Below are 15288 nucleotides of genomic sequence, written 5' to 3'. Positions count from 1 at the left end.
GAAGTTTTCCCGGCCGTTCACGCTGAGCCGAACAGCGCGAAAACACCCGCGTGGCAGGCTCCCACTTGCAAATCTCACAGATGGGAGACTGAAAATGGCTCACACGGAAACTCATGCCGGCATCAGCGCGCCGGAAAGACAGGTGTTTGGGTCCGGGGCGAACAGCGTAGCAATCATCGTCGCTGCCCTGAGGAAGTGGCAGCGGAGCGTCGCAAGACGGAAGGCATTGGCAGATCTGACGCCCGACCAGCTGAGGGACATCGGTTATCCCCGGGATGACATCGGCCATCCCCAAGTCAATCGACCTGTGCTCGAAATCAAAGCAGGGCTGATGACGAAGTTGATGTCGATGCGATAGTCGGAATGTTCGACTGCGCGGACGCGTCGGCTGTCGGTCGACAAAGCGAGGATGCCGATCGATTTTCAGCATGCACAGCCCCGCCAATGATTGGCGGGGCTTTTGCTGTCTGGCGGGCAGGTGGGCTGCGGGTGTGGGCGAGTCCGCTCTGTCTGGGCAGGGACCGCTGATCTGGCATTCACCCTGCCATCAGTCGTCAGTTTTTCCGCCGCGGCGATTTCGACTATGATGGGGCGCTGGAACGATAGGGAGGGCACGGCATGATCGATCATATCACCATCGCAGTGGGTGACCTGCAGAAGAGCAAGTTGTTCTACGAGCGCGCTTTCGAACCTCTGGGTTATCGCCTCTCCTTCGGGAAGGAGGGTGTGTTCTGGGCCTTCGATGTCGGCGGCAGCCTGTTCGAGATCCAGCACACCGACGACAAGCCGCCTCTGACGCGGCTGCACGTTGCCTTCCGGGTTCGGAGCAGGGCGGAGGTCGAGGCGTTTTATCAGGCCGCGCTCGAAGCCGGCGCCCGGGACAATGGCGCGCCCGGCCCGCGGCCGGAATATGAAGAGAACTATTACGCCTGCTTCGTTCTCGATCCCGACGGATACAATATCGAAGCGATGCTCAATGAGCCGGCGACGCAAGGGTGAGGCGCAGGCTCCGCCCAAAGATTGCAATCGAGGGGAGGTAGATATGTCGAGTTTCAGGAACGCCGTCGTCTCTTTACCCGGCAAGGAACGCGTGGCGAGGACGCCCTTTGGCGCGAGGATCGTCATCCATGCCACGACCGCCGAGACCGGCGGCGCGTTCGGGATGTGGGAAACCTTCACGCCGCCCGGTCATGGTCCGGCCCCGCACACGCATACGCGGGAGATCGAAGTCTTTCGGGTCATCCGCGGGCTCTATCGATTCCAATGCGGCGACGAGGCGTTCGACGCGCCTGTGGGAACCGTCGTCGTTCTGCCGCCACATGTACCGCACAGCTGGCGAAACATAGGCGACGAACCCGGCCAGATGTTCGGCACGGTCACGCCAGGCGGCTGCGAGCAAATGTTCATCGATATCGAGGCTTTTGGTGCCGATACGCCTGAGAAAATTGCGGTGATCGAAGCGCGACTGGGGATCATCAACGACATCACGCTGGCCCTCGGATTGACAGGCCCGCAACCGCGCTGATCGTCCATCTGGGTGTCGATCGGATCCAGTTCAGCCCTGCGCCATCGCCCGCCACAACACCTCTCATTCGGGCGGCTCTTGGGCTTGGGCGTCGGCCTTCTTGGGTCTCAGCCGACAGTTTCGATGACAGCGGCAAGATCGGCAGTTGTGAACGGCTTAGTCAGCACCGGTCGGCCGGCAAAGGCGGGATCGATACCCGCTGGCCCATATCCGGTTGCGAAGGCAAACGGGATACCGCGCTGCTGAAGGATTGCGGCCACCGGGAATGACTGATGTCCGGCCAAGTTCACATCGAGAACGACGAAATCAAGATTTCCATCGGCGGCAACCTCCAGCGCCGAAGGCAAACGCGCGGCTGTCGCGACGACCTCGTGACCGAGGTCGACGAGCATATCCTCGATCATCATGGCGATGGTCATTTCATCTTCGACGACAAGAACACGCTTGGCCATGTCATTCGTTCCGAAGACAGTCTGCCGGAGCATCGAGGCTGAAGGAAAAACCCGTTTCGGCAAACGAAATCTCCACATTGCCTCCCGTCTCGGCGGCAAGGCCGCGCTGGATGAGGACCGTGCCGAAGCCCTTTCGCTTCGGCTGTTCGACAGGCGGTCCGCCATGTTCGTTCCAGTCTATGCGGTAGCGTTGCGTTCCGTCGATGATTTGGAGGGAACATTTAACGCTGACGGCGCCGCCATCATTCGACCATGCGCCATGGCGGACGGCATTCGTGCCGAGTTCGTGAAAGGCCATGGTCAGGGCCAGCGCCGTCTTTGCGGAAACCCGGATTTCGTCTCCGGTCAACTCCCACCGCCCGCCGTCCGGCCGATGTGGAACGGTCGCCTGGTCGAGCGTCTGTTTCAAGGAGGCGCTGCTCCACAATTCGCCTGTCAACAGATCATTGGCACGGCCGAGCGACACCAGCCGCGCCGTGAAACTGTCCAGTGCACGAGGGATGTCTTCGGCATCCCGGAAGGTGCGGTACGCAAAAGCCTGCACCATCGCCAGATTGTTCTTTACGCGATGGTTGAGCTCATGAACGACAAGTTCCAACTGCTGCTGTTTGTGTCGCCGCTCGGTGATATCGGTCGCGGCCCCAAACCATTCGACGATGGCGCCTGCGTCGTTCAGGAGTGGAACAGCCCGTGACAGCACCCACCCGGTGCTGCCGTCGGCCCGCCGGACGCGATGCTCGCATTCGAAAACACCCTTGCTTGATATGGCCTCGTCGATCACCGCCTGGATCGCGGGAATGTCCTCGGGAAATAAATAGGCCTCCTGCCACGCGACAGTCGGATCGGCCGTGTCGGCGAGAACGTTACGACCGTCGAGCTGCTGCATCTCCTTCCAGTCGGCACTCATACGATAGACGATGTCGGTCGTCGCGGTCGTGAACGCCCTGAACCTCTCTTCGCTCTCGCGCAGTCGGCGCTGGCCAAGGACGCTTTTCGTCGTTTCGACGACGATCGCGATGACGCCGGCGGGTTTGCCGCTTTCGTCGAGGACGGGCGAATAGTCGAGGTTCATCCAAGCGGGAGCCGGACTGCCATGGCGCAACAGCGTCAGCTCCTGGTTCTCGTAGGCGAGCGTTTTCCCCGACAGTCCGACTTTCATCACATTGTCATTGAAATCGGCAATTTCGCTCCAGCCCTCGCGGACCTTGGAACCGAGAAGATCCGGATGGCGGCTGCCTGCGAAGACGGAGTAGGCGTCGTTGTAGATCATCACACCGTCTTCGCCCCAGAGAAGAACGATCGGCACGGGTGAAAGCAGGAGCATATTCGTGGCCGTCTTCAGACTTTGCGGCCAGAGGTCGAGAGGACCGAGCGGCGTCTTGCTCCAGTCGCGGGTCTGGATCAGCCGGCCAATTTCCCCGCCACCGACAGGAAAGCGAGCTGTAAGTGGCTTAGGGGATTCGGAATCCAAGGCTCGCTCCAGAATTTGATGGTTTTTCTAATTAGCGCATCCTTTGATTCTTTCCACCCATGAGTGTCGCGGCATTCTGCAACCAACCTCATCTTTCGCGGCTCCTGCGGCGCGCCTCAGAACGAGGCTCTCCTCGGGTGCCGATCACCCTCTACGCCCGCGCCATCGCCCGCCATGCTGCCGGCGGGGTGGCGAAGGCGCGGGAGAAGGCGCGGTTGAAGGCGGCTTCGGTGGCATAGCCGGCTTCGTAAGCGATCGTCGCGATCGTCTGGCCTGAGGTGGCGAGCGCGACGCTTGCGAGGTAGAGCCGCCAGTCCCTGATATAGCGGATCGGCGAGGTATCGAGCATTGCCTGGAAGCGGTCGGCGAGGGCGCTGCGTGACTGGCCGGCGGCGGCGGCGAGGTCCTCCAGCGACCAGTCACGTTTGGGATCGTCGTGAATGAGGGAGAGGCAGCGCGACAGCGCCGGGTCGGCGAGCGCTGCCAGCCAGCCGACCGAGCGCGGCTCGGCCATCATGATCTGATGGCGCAGAATCTCGATGAAGACGATTTCCGTCAGCCGCGGCAGCATCGAGACGCCGCCGGCGCGAGGCCTGTCGACCTCCTCGACCATCTGGCGGATGGTGGCGCGCAGCCAGTCGCCGTCATTGGCGGCTCGTGTCCTGACATGGATCAGCTTGGGCAGCGCTTGACGCAGCGGCGCAAAGCTCAACCCGTCCCATTGCAGATAGCCGCAGAGCAGCCGCACCCCTTGAGCCGCCTCACCATAGCGCAGCACGGGAATCTCACGCCATGGCTTCTGCGGAAGGTCGCGGGTTGGCAGGACCAGCGTGCCGTCTCTGCCCGCGCCGAGCTGATGGCCGGTGCCGAAGGGGAAGACCAGTACGTCGCCGGCCTCCAGCTCGCTCTCTTCGCCTTCCGTTTTCAACCAGCAGCGGCCCTCCACGACGATGTGAAACGGCATCGTGCCCGAAGCCTTGGCCGAAAGATTTGCCAGCGACGGCGCGGCATCGGTCTGCCAGTCGCCCGTCGGCATGAAGCAGAACTGCAGCGATCCCGAAAGGCGGATCGTCGACAGCAGCGCCGACAGCACGTCGTCGCGCGCAACACCCGCAGCGTCTGGATTTTCGGACAAGGCTTCACGCATTCCGGCCAAATACGCGCCCCGCGCACCCTCCTATGGTGTTCCCGCTCGCTCGTAGTGAGCGTTCACGTCAACTCACTGGGAGAATACTATGCAAACTCAAAGCGACAAACTGGTCGTGCTTGTTACCAAGGGCATCGAATCCGAACTGTCCTCCGTCGCCTTCACCATTGCCAATGGCGGCATCACCGCCGGGCTGAAGGTTTCTGTGTTCCTCACCAGCACCGGGATCGACCTGGTGCGCAAGGGCGGCCAGCGCATGACGCATGTGCCGCCGCTCGATCCGCTGTCGAGCCTGATCGAGAATTTCCAGCAGCGCGGCGGCACGATCTGGGCCTGCCCGCCCTGCGTCGCCTCTCGCGGTTACACGCAGGAGGACATGCTCGACGGCGTCGTCATCGTCGGCGCCAGCGCCATGCATGCCGAGATCAAGGAGGGTGCTGCAACGCTGTCGTTTTGACGATACACCGTCGGGATGGGCGGGAGTTCGGGCGGCGTCTCCCGCCGGCGTCGTCAGGCTTTGCGGACCGGCGACAGGCGCGGAAGAATACCAAGCGCCTATTCTTGCGCTCGGCAATATACTTGTGAGATTGTATCGATATACATGCGATAATGCCCGACGAAGGCAGCGCGGGGATTTCGATGACATCCGTGAAGGTCAATGAGCTGATATCGGTGGCGGGGCAGCCCGATGCCGCAGGCTTTGCTGCCTTCGCGGCTCAAGGCTTTGCCGCCGTCATCAATGCCCGGCCTGACGGCGAGGAGCCGGAGCAGCCGGGCAATACGGTGGAAAAGGCTTCCGCCTCCGCGGTCGGGCTTTCCTACAGTTTCGTGCCGGTGAAGGGGACCGAGATCACCGAAGCCGATATCCGCGCCTTTCAGTCGGCGATGGCGCAAGCGAAGGGGCCGGTTGTCGCCCATTGCAAGAGCGGCACGCGGGCGCTGATGCTCTATGTGCTGGGCGAGGTGCTGGATGGGCGGATGAAGCCCGGGGATGTCGAAGCCTTCGGTCAAAACCTGGGTTTCGATCTTGCCGGCGCGCGCCGCTTTCTCGAGAAGCGGACAGGGCAGGTGCCTCATGTGAAGGCCTTCTTCGAGCCCCGCACCTGCAGTGTGCAATATGTCGTTTCCGACCCGGCGACGAGACGCTGTGCCATCATCGACCCGGTGTTCGATTTCGACGAGATGTCGGGGGCGACGGGAACGGCCAATGCCGACGCCATCCTCGCTCATATCGAAAGTGAAGGGCTGACAGTCGAATGGATCCTCGACACGCATCCGCATGCCGATCATTTCTCCGCCGCGCATTATCTGCATGAGAAGACCGGCGCGCCGACGGCGATCGGCGCCCATGTCACCGACGTGCAGAAGCTCTGGAAGGAGATCTACAACTGGCCGGCCCTTAAAACCGACGGTTCGCAATGGGACCGGCTGTTTGCCGATGGCGACACGTTCGAGATCGGTGCGCTTAAAGTCCGCGTGATGTTTTCGCCCGGGCACACACTCGCCTCGATCACCTATGTGATCGGTGACGCCGCCTTCGTGCACGATACGGTGTTCACGCCGGATTCCGGCACGGCGCGTACGGATTTCCCCGGCGGCAGTGCTGCCGCCCTCTGGCACTCGATCCAGGCCATCCTGTCGCTGCCCGAGGAAACCCGGCTCTTTTCCGGCCACGATTATCAGCCGGGCGGCCGGCACCCACGCTGGGAAAGCACGGTGGCGGCGCAGAAGCGCTCCAATCCGCATATTGCAGGCATCGACGAGGCCGGTTTCGTGGCGCTGCGCCAGGCACGCGACCGCACGCTGCCGAAGCCGAAGCTGATGCTGCACGCGCTGCAGGTGAATATCCGCGGCGGACGGCTGCCCGAGCCGGAGGGGAATGGCCGGCGGTATCTGAAGATACCGCTGGATGCTTTGTGAGAGCGGGGGATAGTTGGCCGGTGACGACGTCTGGACGCTGCGCCGCCCGGGAAAAAGAGCTGGGTATCAGGAGCGACCTTTGCCATCGAGCAATTCTGACACCGGTAGCGGCAGGTCTGGATGTGCACGGCATAATCCGAGTAGATCTTCCCTTGCATCCGGGTAATCCTGAAGTGCAGCACGACGGTACCATTTGAATGCTTCTGTCAGATCGATCTCGCAGCCCACGCCGTGCTCTTTCAACTGGGCTAGCCTGTACTGTGCACCAGCATGATCCTGATCTGCGGCTTGGCTGTACCATCTGACAGCGTCTGCTGCATCGATATCGCAACCGTCGCCGTCTTCTCTCATCAAGCCCAGCAAATATTGCGCGTCGGCGTGGCCTTGATTGGCGGCTTTCTCAAGCCACTCGCAGCCTTCGGGCGCGCTCTGTGCAACTCCGTCCCCCATGAGATAGAGGCCCGCCAGGAGGAATTGCGCGTCGGCATGACCTTGTTCGGCGGCTTTCTGAAGCCATCCCGCGCCTTCTGTTTTATCGCGGGTGACACCTTCACCTCGTGCGGTGATGTGGCCCAATTCAAATTGTGCTTGCGCATCGCCTTGCTCGGCTGCTTGGCGAATCGCGTCTATCCTGGCGGCGGCGAGATCGGTGCTATCCGGATTGCTCATTGCTACATCAAACCTCGTTGAAATCGGTGGCGCCAAAACTATGTCGGGGCCTGCCTTCCGCAATCCGTCGTGACGCAGGTCCGGCAACGACTACGCCTGCGGATGTCCCAGCGCTTTTTCCAGCACGCCAGGCGGCAGCTTCTGCGCGAGGGCATCGCCAAGCTTTGCCTCGAGGTCCCGCAATTTGCCGTCGAGGGAGGGAAGGCCCGCGGGGCCGAAGGCTTCGATGTAACGATCGGCTTCACCCTTTGCCAGGAATTCGACCAGGACGTTGTCCTCGACCCAGAGTTTGACGATCCGGAAGAGGCCGGTTTCCACCTGCTCGGCGCACCAGCCTTCGCGGGCGGCGGCAGTCTCGATCGACGCGGCGTCTACCGCGGCGCTGACCAGCACGTGGGCGGTGACCGGCTCGAAGGTCGCCGGGCGCTGGCGGATGCCGAGCGGTGCGTCCGGATCGAAGACCGCGGTTGCGGGCAGGATTTTGAGGAAGGAGCCTTGCGTATCGCCCGATACGACGAGCCAGGCGTCATGGGGAAAGGGCGGGGTCGGCGCCCGCAGCGCGGTCGCCTCCATGAGCTCCGCCAGCACCCGGGCGACGCGACCGGGATCGCGCACGCCGAACGACATGTGATGAATCATCGCGCGTCTCCTTCCATTGTTGCCGGCTGGCGGGCCTCGGTCCCGCGGGAACGCCGGCGTGCATCGTCGATCAGGGCCTGCACGGCCCATTGCGCGGCCTTCGCGGCTTCAGCGCCCGACAGGCTCCAGTTATCTTTCATGCTCTCCCATCCCGAAGCAGAGCAGAGCGCTGTCACAGCGGCGAGCAGATGCCGGGCATCTTCTGCGGGAATCGTCCCGGTGACATCGCGCAGCGCGATCGAAAACTTCTCGCGCCGCGCCTCGGCATGGGCGAGCCTCACCGCGCGACCATGAGGATTGTGCAGCATCGCTCTCACCAGCGGCTCGTCGCGGTCGAAGGCAGAAAAGAGCTCGGGAATATGCGCCACTACTTGCTCAGGCGAAGCCGGCAGCGCCGGCACGGCGATCAGCGCATTCACCCAGTGCCAGAACGCGGCGAGCAGTGTCTCCTTGTTGGCGAAATAGCGATAAAGCGTGCGCTGCGGCACGCCGGACTGGCGGGCGACGAGATCGAAGGTGACCTCGTCGCTACCGGCGCGCAACAGGGCGGCAAGACCTTCCATGATGCGGTCCTGCGTGATGGTCGCCAACTCTTCGCGGGCCGTGGGTCGAGGCGGTGTCACTTTATTCATGGCAGTATTAATGCCATAATGGCAGCATTGCTGTCAAACGTCTTCTGGCAACCGGCGGTTTGCGCGGTGAGACGGCATGAAGCGCATTTGTCGGTGAGGCGGCATGACACGCGGGAATAGTTATTGACGCCGGGCGGGCCGGCGACGTAACTGGGGCGACGGTTCCCTGAAGATGACTCCAAGGGGATTAATAGGGAACACGGTGAGGATGACCCAGTAGGGACCGAGACCGTGGCTGCCCCCGCAACTGTAAGCGGATTGTCGATCATCTCAGGAGTGGCCAGCGACTGGCCATCTCTGAAGGGCTCATGGCCCTGCCACTGCGAGATATCGCGGGAAGGAGGATGAAACGACGGATATCCGCAAGCCAGGAGACCTGCCGTCAATCACGATCCAATCAACCGGGCGGGGATGCCCGGACAAGGAACAGATATGATTGACCTGCTGAACCTTCGCCGAATTCCGGCATGCATCCGTCTCGATTGGGCCTCCTGCGGCTAGTGCACGCCTAAGCGTGCTTTCGGTCCGCGCATATGCGCGGAACGGCCGTGATTTTCCCTTCATCGAGGTTTTCCATGCGCCAGATTCTCGCCACCATGACATTTGCCTTCGGGCTCGCCGGCTTTGCGGCACCAAGCCTTGCCGCGACCCGATATCCCTTGACCATCACCAATTGCGGCCAGCAGGTGACCTTCGAAAAGGCGCCATCCAAAGTCGTTTCGATCGGTCAGGGCATGACCGAAGTGCTCTTCTCGCTCGGCCTTGCCGACAAGATCGCCGGAACGGCCGTCTGGGTCGGTCCCGTCCTGCCGCAATATGCCGAGGCCAACAGCAAGATAAAGCGGCTTGCCGACAACGACCCGAGCTTCGAATCCGTCGTCGGGCAGGAGCCCGACCTGGTGACGGCCGAGTTCGAATGGCATGTCGGCGCGCAGGGCTCGGTCGGCAAGCGGGAGCAATTCAAGGATCTCGGGATCAATACCTATCTCGCGCCGGCCGATTGCGTCGCCAAGGTCAACACTGATGGCGGCGACGGCGTGCGCAAGGAGCTGTTCACGATGGACCTGATCTACCGGGAAATCGCCGAGCTCTCGGAGATCTTCGACGTCAAGGAGCGCGGCGATGCGCTGATTTCCAAGCTGAAGAAGCGCGAGTCGGATGCCGTCGCCTCGATATCAGGCGCGTCGGGCAAGAACCTGCCCGTCGTCTTCTGGTTCTCCAGCAAGGAGGTCAATGGCGACGCCTTCATCGCCGGCAAGAACAGCGCGCCCGCCTATATTCTGAAGACGATCGGTGCGAAGAACGTCGTCACCACGGAAGAGGAATGGCCGCTGGTCGGTTGGGAAACCATCGCCCAGGCTAACCCTGCCGTCATCGTGCTCGCGACCATGGACCGCCGCCGTTACGCCGCTGACGATCCCAAGGTCAAGGTCGATTTCCTCGAGAACGATCCTGTGACCAAGGAGCTGGACGCGGTCAAAAACAAGCACTTCGTGATGATGGACGCGCAGTCGATGAACCCGACGATCCGCACGATCGACGGTATCGAGACATTGGCGAACGGCATCAAGTCCTTCGGCCTGGCGCAGTGAAGGCAGTGTCGGTCAGGCAACAGGGATGGTGGGCGCTTGCCGCGCTCACCACGGCGGCACTTCTCCTGCTCGGGCTGATGGTCAGTCTTGCCGTTTCGATCGGCGAGATCGCGATCCCGCTTGCGACGACGGCGGAGGCGATTTCGAACCGTCTGTTCGGAACGGATTTCGAGCTCAGCCGCATCCACCAGGGCATCGTCTGGGATTATCGTCTGAGCCGCGCGCTCGTCGCGGCCAGCGCCGGCGCGTCGCTCTCGCTTTCGGGCGCGATCCTGCAGGCGCTGCTGCGCAATCCGCTGGCCGAACCCTACGTGCTCGGCATCTCCGCCGGTGCCTCGACGGGGGCCGTCTGCGTGATGATCCTCGGTTTCGGCTACGGTGTTCTCGGCCTGTCGAGCGGCGCCTTCATCGGTGCGGTCATTGCCTTTTTGCTGGTCGGCATCCTGGCGACGGGTGCGGGGGGAACCGGTGAGCGCATCATCCTGTGCGGCGTCGCCGGTTCGCAGCTCTTCAATGCACTAACCTCCTACATCGTGACGACATCGGCGAATGCCGAGCAGGCGCGCGGCATCCTGTTCTGGCTGCTGGGTTCGCTCAGCGGCGTGCGCTGGCCCGATGTCTATCTGTCGGTGCCAATCGCGCTTGCCGGCTTCGTCATCTGCATGGCCCATGTGCGGGCGCTCGACGCCTTCGCCTTCGGCACGGATGCCGCCGCCTCGCTCGGCATTGCCGTACGCCGCGTCCAGATCGTGCTGTTCGCCATGACGGCGGCGATGACGGCAAGCGTCGTCAGCATGGTGGGTTCGATCGGCTTCGTCGGCCTCGTCATCCCCCATGCCGCCCGCTTCCTCGTCGGGCCGGCGCATAGGCGGCTGCTGCCGGCAACGGCGCTCGGCGGCGCGATCTACATGGTCGGCGCCGATATTATTTCGCGCATCATCATCCCGCAGCAGATCCTGCCGATCGGGGTCGTCACCGCGCTCTTCGGCGCACCGGCCTTCGCCGTCATCCTCTATCGTGTGCGGGGGAAGGCATGAGCATCAGCATCGACGAGGTGAGCTTTGCCGCCGGTAATATCGTCATCGTCAACGGCGTCAGCCTGACGGTGGAAAAGGGCAAGGTGCTCGGTCTGCTCGGGCCGAACGGTTCCGGCAAGTCGAGCCTTCTCAGATTGATCTGCCGGCTGCGCAGGGTTCGCAGCGGCATCATCCGGCTGGGTGACGACGACATTTCCTCGCTGCCGCGCGCAGCCCTTGCGCGTCGCGTCGCCTTCGTCGAGCAGCAGTCGACGACCGATACGCAATTGACCGTGCGCGACGTGGTGCGGCTCGGCCGCACGCCGCATCGCGGGCTGTTGTCGTCCTGGGGTGCCGGAGACGACGCCGCCGTCGACGAGGCCCTGTCGCGGGTGGGTATGCAGGAGAGGGCGGGCCAGCTCTGGCAGACGCTGTCGGGCGGCGAGCGCCAGCGCGTCCATATTGCCAGATCGCTGGCGCAGGCGCCGAGCGAACTGCTGCTCGACGAGCCGACCAACCATCTCGATATCCAGCATCAGCTCGACATTCTCTCGCTGATTTCGAAGCTCGGCATCACCTGCATCGTCGCGCTGCACGACCTCAATCTGGCGGCGATGTTCTGCGACAGGCTGGCGGTGCTTCAGAAAGGCGAGATCGTCGCCTCCGGCGCGCCGGAGGAGGTGCTGACCGAGGATATGATCGGCCGGGTCTTCGGCGTTCGCGCCCATGTCCAGAAATCGGCCGTGCATGGCCGGCATCATATCCAATACGTCATGGATTGACGGATGGCCGGGAATTTCGATCTCAAGGAGGGGATCCGGGATTGTTGGTCGAGACGGTCGGAGACCTTCGACCTCGCTTTCGGCCACAGGATCGCCAGCGGTCACAAGGCCGGCGCTGTCTCTTCATGCATGCCGTCCTGCCAAAACCGCTGGGCATTTTCCGGCGACATGCATGAGTACAAAGATCTAAAGCGGCGGAAACCGCATTGCTTCCCGCAGCAACTTAATAGCCTCTGAGATCGAAGGCCCTCTGATCGGCGGCGGCTCTGCGCGTTCACAGAACTCTCGCCAGACAAACAGTGTCAGTTCTGCGCCATCCGTTGCGGTTTCCCCCGGTCCCTCTGCAAAATTCTCAAGCAGGCGATATCGAGCGTCCTTCCAGAACAACGCCTCCACCCATTCATATATCGGGATCACATGGAAGTGGATCGGATAACCGGGCGTGTGTCCATACCGGCCGATATAGACGCGCTGAGCATTCAATTGCCGTTTCAGCGTACTCTGAGCCCTTGCGAGCAATGGGCCGAATTCGGCCAAAGCGTCTTCAGGCAGATCCGACAGATCGTTGGTGTCGGTCTTGGAACTGATCATGAGGTAACCGGGAAGGGCGGAGTTCATGCGGTGGTTCACAAGCCATCCGGCCGTCTCGACAACGTGAAAGCGCTGAGGGATCTCCACGGACTGCCTCTTACTCCTGATGCCCCGTCAGGGGACGCTGTAACACATTGGATTGCTGCATAATTTTATCCTTAAATCGACTGCAATTTAAGGTATGGGTTGAGATAGCAGCCGGCAACGGTTATCTCCAGCCGACCTGCAAGCGGATCGTCCGCGAACGACAAGGCGCATAGCTCCCATGATCTCCGATTTCCTCGTCACCCATTCCGGTGGCTTTCATGCCGACGAATTGCTGTCGAGCGTCATCCTGACCCGGCTTTTCCCGCAGGCTCGTATCGTTCGCAGCCGCGCGGCGGAGTGGATCACGCCGGGCGAAGACCGGATCATCTACGATGTCGGCGGAGCCTATGATCCCGCTGCCGGGATATTCGATCACCACCAGCGCGGCGCGCCGTTGCGCGACGATGGCCAGCCCTACAGCTCGTTCGGCCTGATCTGGAAGCATTACGGCCGTGATTATCTCGCAGCCTTCGGCCTTCCCGAAGCGCATGTCGAGGCGATGCATGGCTCTTTCGACGCCAGCTTCGTGCTGCCGGTCGATCTGACCGACAATGGCGCGCTCAGCCCATCCGGGCCGCTGGCCGCGCTGACGCTGCCGGCGCTGCTGGAAACCCTGAAACCGGTTTTCGACGAAGCAGACCCTGAGGCCGACGATCGCGCCTTCCACACGGCCCTTGCCATTGCCCGCAGTTTCGTCGAGGCCAGGATCGCTCAGAGTGCCGCAAAATTGCGGGCCGAGGCGATCGTGCATCGGGCAATCGAGGCTGCGGGGCAGGGGCGTGTTCTGGAATTGCCGAGGGGCATGCCCTTCCGTCCCGCTATCGTCAAGGCGGGCGCCGATCACCTGCTGTTCGTCGTCCACCCGCGCGAAAAGGATTGGTGCGTGACCGGCATCCGCCGCGCCGAGGACGGGTTCGAGCTCAGGGCCGACCTGCCGGCGGCCTGGGCCGGGCTCACCAATGGCGCATTGGAGGCGGTTTGCGGCATAGAGGGCGCAAGCTTCTGCCATAACGGCCGCTTCATCGCTGCCGCCAGGACCCGCGAAGCCGCTCTCGCCATGGCCGAGCTGGCGGTAAAGGAGGCGCTTTCGATCGGCACGTAGGTCAAATGGCGGCAGTTGAGGTGGCGCGGGGCCTGCATCATATCCATTACGCCGTGGATTGAAGGATAGCTGGCCGGATTTTCGATCTCAACGAGCTTATCCGCGTCTCGGGTCCCCCGGACATCAGATGGCGTTCAAGTGGCCCCAATTGTGGGGCCGATTGACTTGTTGCCGCGAAGGACTAAGCTTTATGCCATAACAACCACTACTCCCACGCGAGAGATTGCGGAGGGTGCAAGTGGCTGGCAACCTTGAGGAGGATGAGGTTTGCCATGGATTACCGTGTTGTTCTGCTGATCGCCACATCCGTGATTGCTCTTTCCCCTGCTGACGCCGGGGCGCAGGAGGGCGATGCGACGGCGGGTGCTGCCGTTTTTAAGAAATGCGTGACCTGTCATGTCGCCGATTCCGATACGAACAAGGTCGGCCCGTCGTTGAACGGGCTGTTCGGCCGGAAGGCCGGAACGCATCCCAATTACGCCTATTCGGCCGGGATGAAGGCGGCCGGCGAGGGCGGTCTCGTCTGGGACGAGACGGTGCTGCGCGACTATCTGCACAATCCGAAGGGGAAGGTGAAGGGTACGAAGATGGCCTTCGTCGGGGTGAAGGACGACCAGGAAATCACCAATCTCATCGCCTATCTCAAACAATATTCCAAGTGATGGGCAACATTCCCCGCGACGGGCAATACTCCAAATGGCGGCTCGCGGCCCGGGGCGCATGCCTAAATTGCCGTAATTGCCGATATTTTCTATCTGTGCGATAATAAACACGGACTTTTTGCGGAATGCGGTTTCACGGGTCGACCTGCTCGAGGAGGAGCGGACATGGCTGTCGTGCTGATCCTCGTCCTGATTGTCGTCGGCTCCGTGCTGTTCCATGTGCTGAGCCCGTGGTGGTGGACGCCGATCGCGTCCAACTGGACCTATATCGACACCACCCTCGTCATCACCTTCTGGATCACAGGCATCGTCTTCGTGGCGGTGGTTTTGTTCATGGCCTATTGCGTCTTCCGCTTCCGGCACAAGCCGGGCAACCGTGCACATTACGAGCCCGAGAACCGCAGGCTGGAATTGCTGCTGGGAGGGGGAACGGCGGTCGGTGTTGCGGCGATGCTGGCGCCCGGCCTGATCGTGTGGAACCAGTTCATCACAGTGCCTGCCGATGCCGCATCCGTCGAGGTCGTCAGCCAGCAGTGGCTGTGGAGTTTCCGGTTGCCCGGAGCCGACGGAAAGCTCGGCCGCGCCGAAACCGGCGACGTCACCCCCGAAAACCCGCTCGGCCTTGATAAAAACGACGCAAGCGGCCTTGACGACGTGATCATCGAGGGCGGCGAATTGCATCTGCCGATCGGCAAGCCGGTGCACATATTGCTGCGCTCGGTCGACGTGCTCCATGATTTCTACGTGCCGGAATTCCGCGCCAAGATGGACATGATACCCGGCATGATCACCTATTTCTGGTTCACGCCGACGCGGACAGGGACCTTCGACATCCTCTGCGCCGAACTCTGTGGCGTCGGCCATGGGCAAATGCGCGGCACCGTCGTTGTCGAGGAGGATGCGGATTACCAGACCTGGCTCGGGCAGCAGCAGACATTCACCCAGCTTACGGCGTCATCGGGAGAGATGCCGCCGGCAAACTGACCCCCAGCGGTCGCAGA

Annotated in this window: 18 protein-coding genes and 1 riboswitch; of the genes, 11 read left to right on the top strand and 7 right to left on the bottom strand. The window is 62.2% G+C overall.

Going from position 1 to position 15288, the window contains the following annotated elements:
• The first annotated feature begins 94 nt into the window (after positions 1-94).
• From G9X67_RS05035 to G9X67_RS05025, 3 genes are all read left to right on the top strand, one after another.
• Entirely contained in the window at positions 95-358 is a 264-nt protein-coding gene (locus G9X67_RS05035) for a DUF1127 domain-containing protein (RefSeq protein WP_171598301.1), read from the top strand.
• Positions 359-618: 260 nt separating this feature from the next.
• Positions 619-999, top strand: coding sequence for a VOC family protein (locus G9X67_RS05030; RefSeq protein WP_171598300.1), 381 nt, complete (start codon positions 619-621; stop codon positions 997-999).
• 43 nt (positions 1000-1042) lie between these two features.
• Complete coding sequence (locus G9X67_RS05025) at positions 1043-1525, top strand: cupin domain-containing protein (RefSeq protein WP_171598299.1); 483 nt, start codon at positions 1043-1045, stop codon at positions 1523-1525.
• Between the two features lie 107 nt (positions 1526-1632).
• Here G9X67_RS05025 and G9X67_RS05020 read toward each other — a convergent pair whose 3' ends face one another.
• The 3 genes from G9X67_RS05020 to G9X67_RS05010 all read right to left on the bottom strand — a co-directional run bounded on the left by G9X67_RS05020 (position 1633) and on the right by G9X67_RS05010 (position 4595).
• Positions 1633-1977, bottom strand: a complete 345-nt coding sequence (locus tag G9X67_RS05020) for a response regulator (RefSeq protein ID WP_029870493.1) — start codon at positions 1975-1977, stop codon at positions 1633-1635.
• 1 nt (position 1978) lies between these two features.
• Positions 1979-3448, bottom strand: coding sequence for an HWE histidine kinase domain-containing protein (locus G9X67_RS05015; RefSeq protein WP_171598298.1), 1470 nt, complete (start codon positions 3446-3448; stop codon positions 1979-1981).
• A gap of 151 nt (positions 3449-3599) precedes the next feature.
• Positions 3600-4595, bottom strand: a complete 996-nt coding sequence (locus G9X67_RS05010; protein WP_171598326.1) for an AraC family transcriptional regulator — start codon at positions 4593-4595, stop codon at positions 3600-3602.
• 88 nt (positions 4596-4683) lie between these two features.
• Between G9X67_RS05010 and G9X67_RS05005 the strand changes: the two genes are divergently transcribed.
• Both G9X67_RS05005 and blh read left to right on the top strand, forming a co-directional pair.
• Positions 4684-5052, top strand: a complete 369-nt coding sequence (locus G9X67_RS05005) for a DsrE family protein (protein WP_064652755.1) — start codon at positions 4684-4686, stop codon at positions 5050-5052.
• A gap of 182 nt (positions 5053-5234) precedes the next feature.
• On the top strand, positions 5235-6515 hold the full coding sequence (blh, locus tag G9X67_RS05000) for a bifunctional sulfur transferase/dioxygenase Blh (RefSeq protein ID WP_171598297.1): 1281 nt from the start codon (positions 5235-5237) through the stop codon (positions 6513-6515).
• Positions 6516-6581: 66 nt separating this feature from the next.
• Here the strand turns inward: blh and G9X67_RS04995 are convergent, their stop codons facing one another.
• From G9X67_RS04995 to G9X67_RS04985, 3 genes are all read right to left on the bottom strand, one after another.
• On the bottom strand, positions 6582-7184 hold the full coding sequence (locus tag G9X67_RS04995; protein ID WP_171598296.1) for a tetratricopeptide repeat protein: 603 nt from the start codon (positions 7182-7184) through the stop codon (positions 6582-6584).
• A 90-nt stretch (positions 7185-7274) separates the two neighbouring features.
• Entirely contained in the window at positions 7275-7823 is a 549-nt protein-coding gene (locus tag G9X67_RS04990; RefSeq protein WP_171598295.1) for a hypothetical protein, read from the bottom strand.
• Entirely contained in the window at positions 7820-8386 is a 567-nt protein-coding gene (locus G9X67_RS04985; protein ID WP_171598294.1) for a TetR/AcrR family transcriptional regulator, read from the bottom strand. Before G9X67_RS04985 ends, G9X67_RS04990 begins: the two co-directional genes overlap by 4 nt.
• A 211-nt stretch (positions 8387-8597) precedes the next feature.
• A riboswitch (cobalamin riboswitch) is annotated at positions 8598-8854 on the top strand.
• 176 nt (positions 8855-9030) lie between these two features.
• Here G9X67_RS04985 and G9X67_RS04980 point away from each other — a divergent pair.
• Genes G9X67_RS04980 through G9X67_RS04970 form a run of 3 tightly spaced genes read left to right on the top strand, consistent with a single transcriptional unit; the run spans position 9031 to position 11845 of the window.
• Positions 9031-10047 carry an ABC transporter substrate-binding protein gene (locus tag G9X67_RS04980; RefSeq protein WP_138387315.1) on the top strand — a complete coding sequence of 339 codons (1017 nt, stop codon included), beginning with the start codon at positions 9031-9033 and terminating at the stop codon, positions 10045-10047.
• Entirely contained in the window at positions 10044-11084 is a 1041-nt protein-coding gene (locus G9X67_RS04975; RefSeq protein WP_138387316.1) for an iron ABC transporter permease, read from the top strand. The genes G9X67_RS04980 and G9X67_RS04975 overlap by 4 nt, the downstream gene beginning before the upstream one ends.
• Positions 11081-11845: an ABC transporter ATP-binding protein gene (locus tag G9X67_RS04970; protein ID WP_017988788.1), complete on the top strand. Its 765-nt coding sequence runs from the start codon at positions 11081-11083 to the stop codon at positions 11843-11845. Before G9X67_RS04975 ends, G9X67_RS04970 begins: the two co-directional genes overlap by 4 nt.
• A gap of 186 nt (positions 11846-12031) precedes the next feature.
• Here the strand turns inward: G9X67_RS04970 and G9X67_RS04965 are convergent, their stop codons facing one another.
• The gene (locus tag G9X67_RS04965; RefSeq protein ID WP_171598293.1) at positions 12032-12523 is read right to left on the bottom strand and encodes an HIT family protein; all 492 of its coding nucleotides are present in this window, start codon (positions 12521-12523) and stop codon (positions 12032-12034) included.
• Between the two features lie 178 nt (positions 12524-12701).
• Between G9X67_RS04965 and G9X67_RS04960 the strand changes: the two genes are divergently transcribed.
• The 3 genes from G9X67_RS04960 to G9X67_RS04950 all read left to right on the top strand — a co-directional run bounded on the left by G9X67_RS04960 (position 12702) and on the right by G9X67_RS04950 (position 15271).
• On the top strand, positions 12702-13625 hold the full coding sequence (locus G9X67_RS04960) for an MYG1 family protein (RefSeq protein WP_171598292.1): 924 nt from the start codon (positions 12702-12704) through the stop codon (positions 13623-13625).
• A 272-nt stretch (positions 13626-13897) separates the two neighbouring features.
• On the top strand, positions 13898-14287 hold the full coding sequence (locus G9X67_RS04955) for a cytochrome c family protein (protein WP_003540937.1): 390 nt from the start codon (positions 13898-13900) through the stop codon (positions 14285-14287).
• A gap of 165 nt (positions 14288-14452) precedes the next feature.
• Positions 14453-15271 (top strand): cytochrome c oxidase subunit II, encoded by an 819-nt coding sequence (locus G9X67_RS04950; protein ID WP_138334793.1) that lies wholly within the window; start codon positions 14453-14455, stop codon positions 15269-15271.
• The last annotated feature ends 17 nt before the right edge of the window (positions 15272-15288 follow it).

The organism is Rhizobium sp. WYCCWR 11152 (assembly GCF_013087615.1).
In the GTDB taxonomy this organism is placed as follows: domain Bacteria; phylum Pseudomonadota; class Alphaproteobacteria; order Rhizobiales; family Rhizobiaceae; genus Rhizobium; species Rhizobium indicum.
This window is presented reverse-complemented; position numbering and strand designations above follow the sequence as displayed.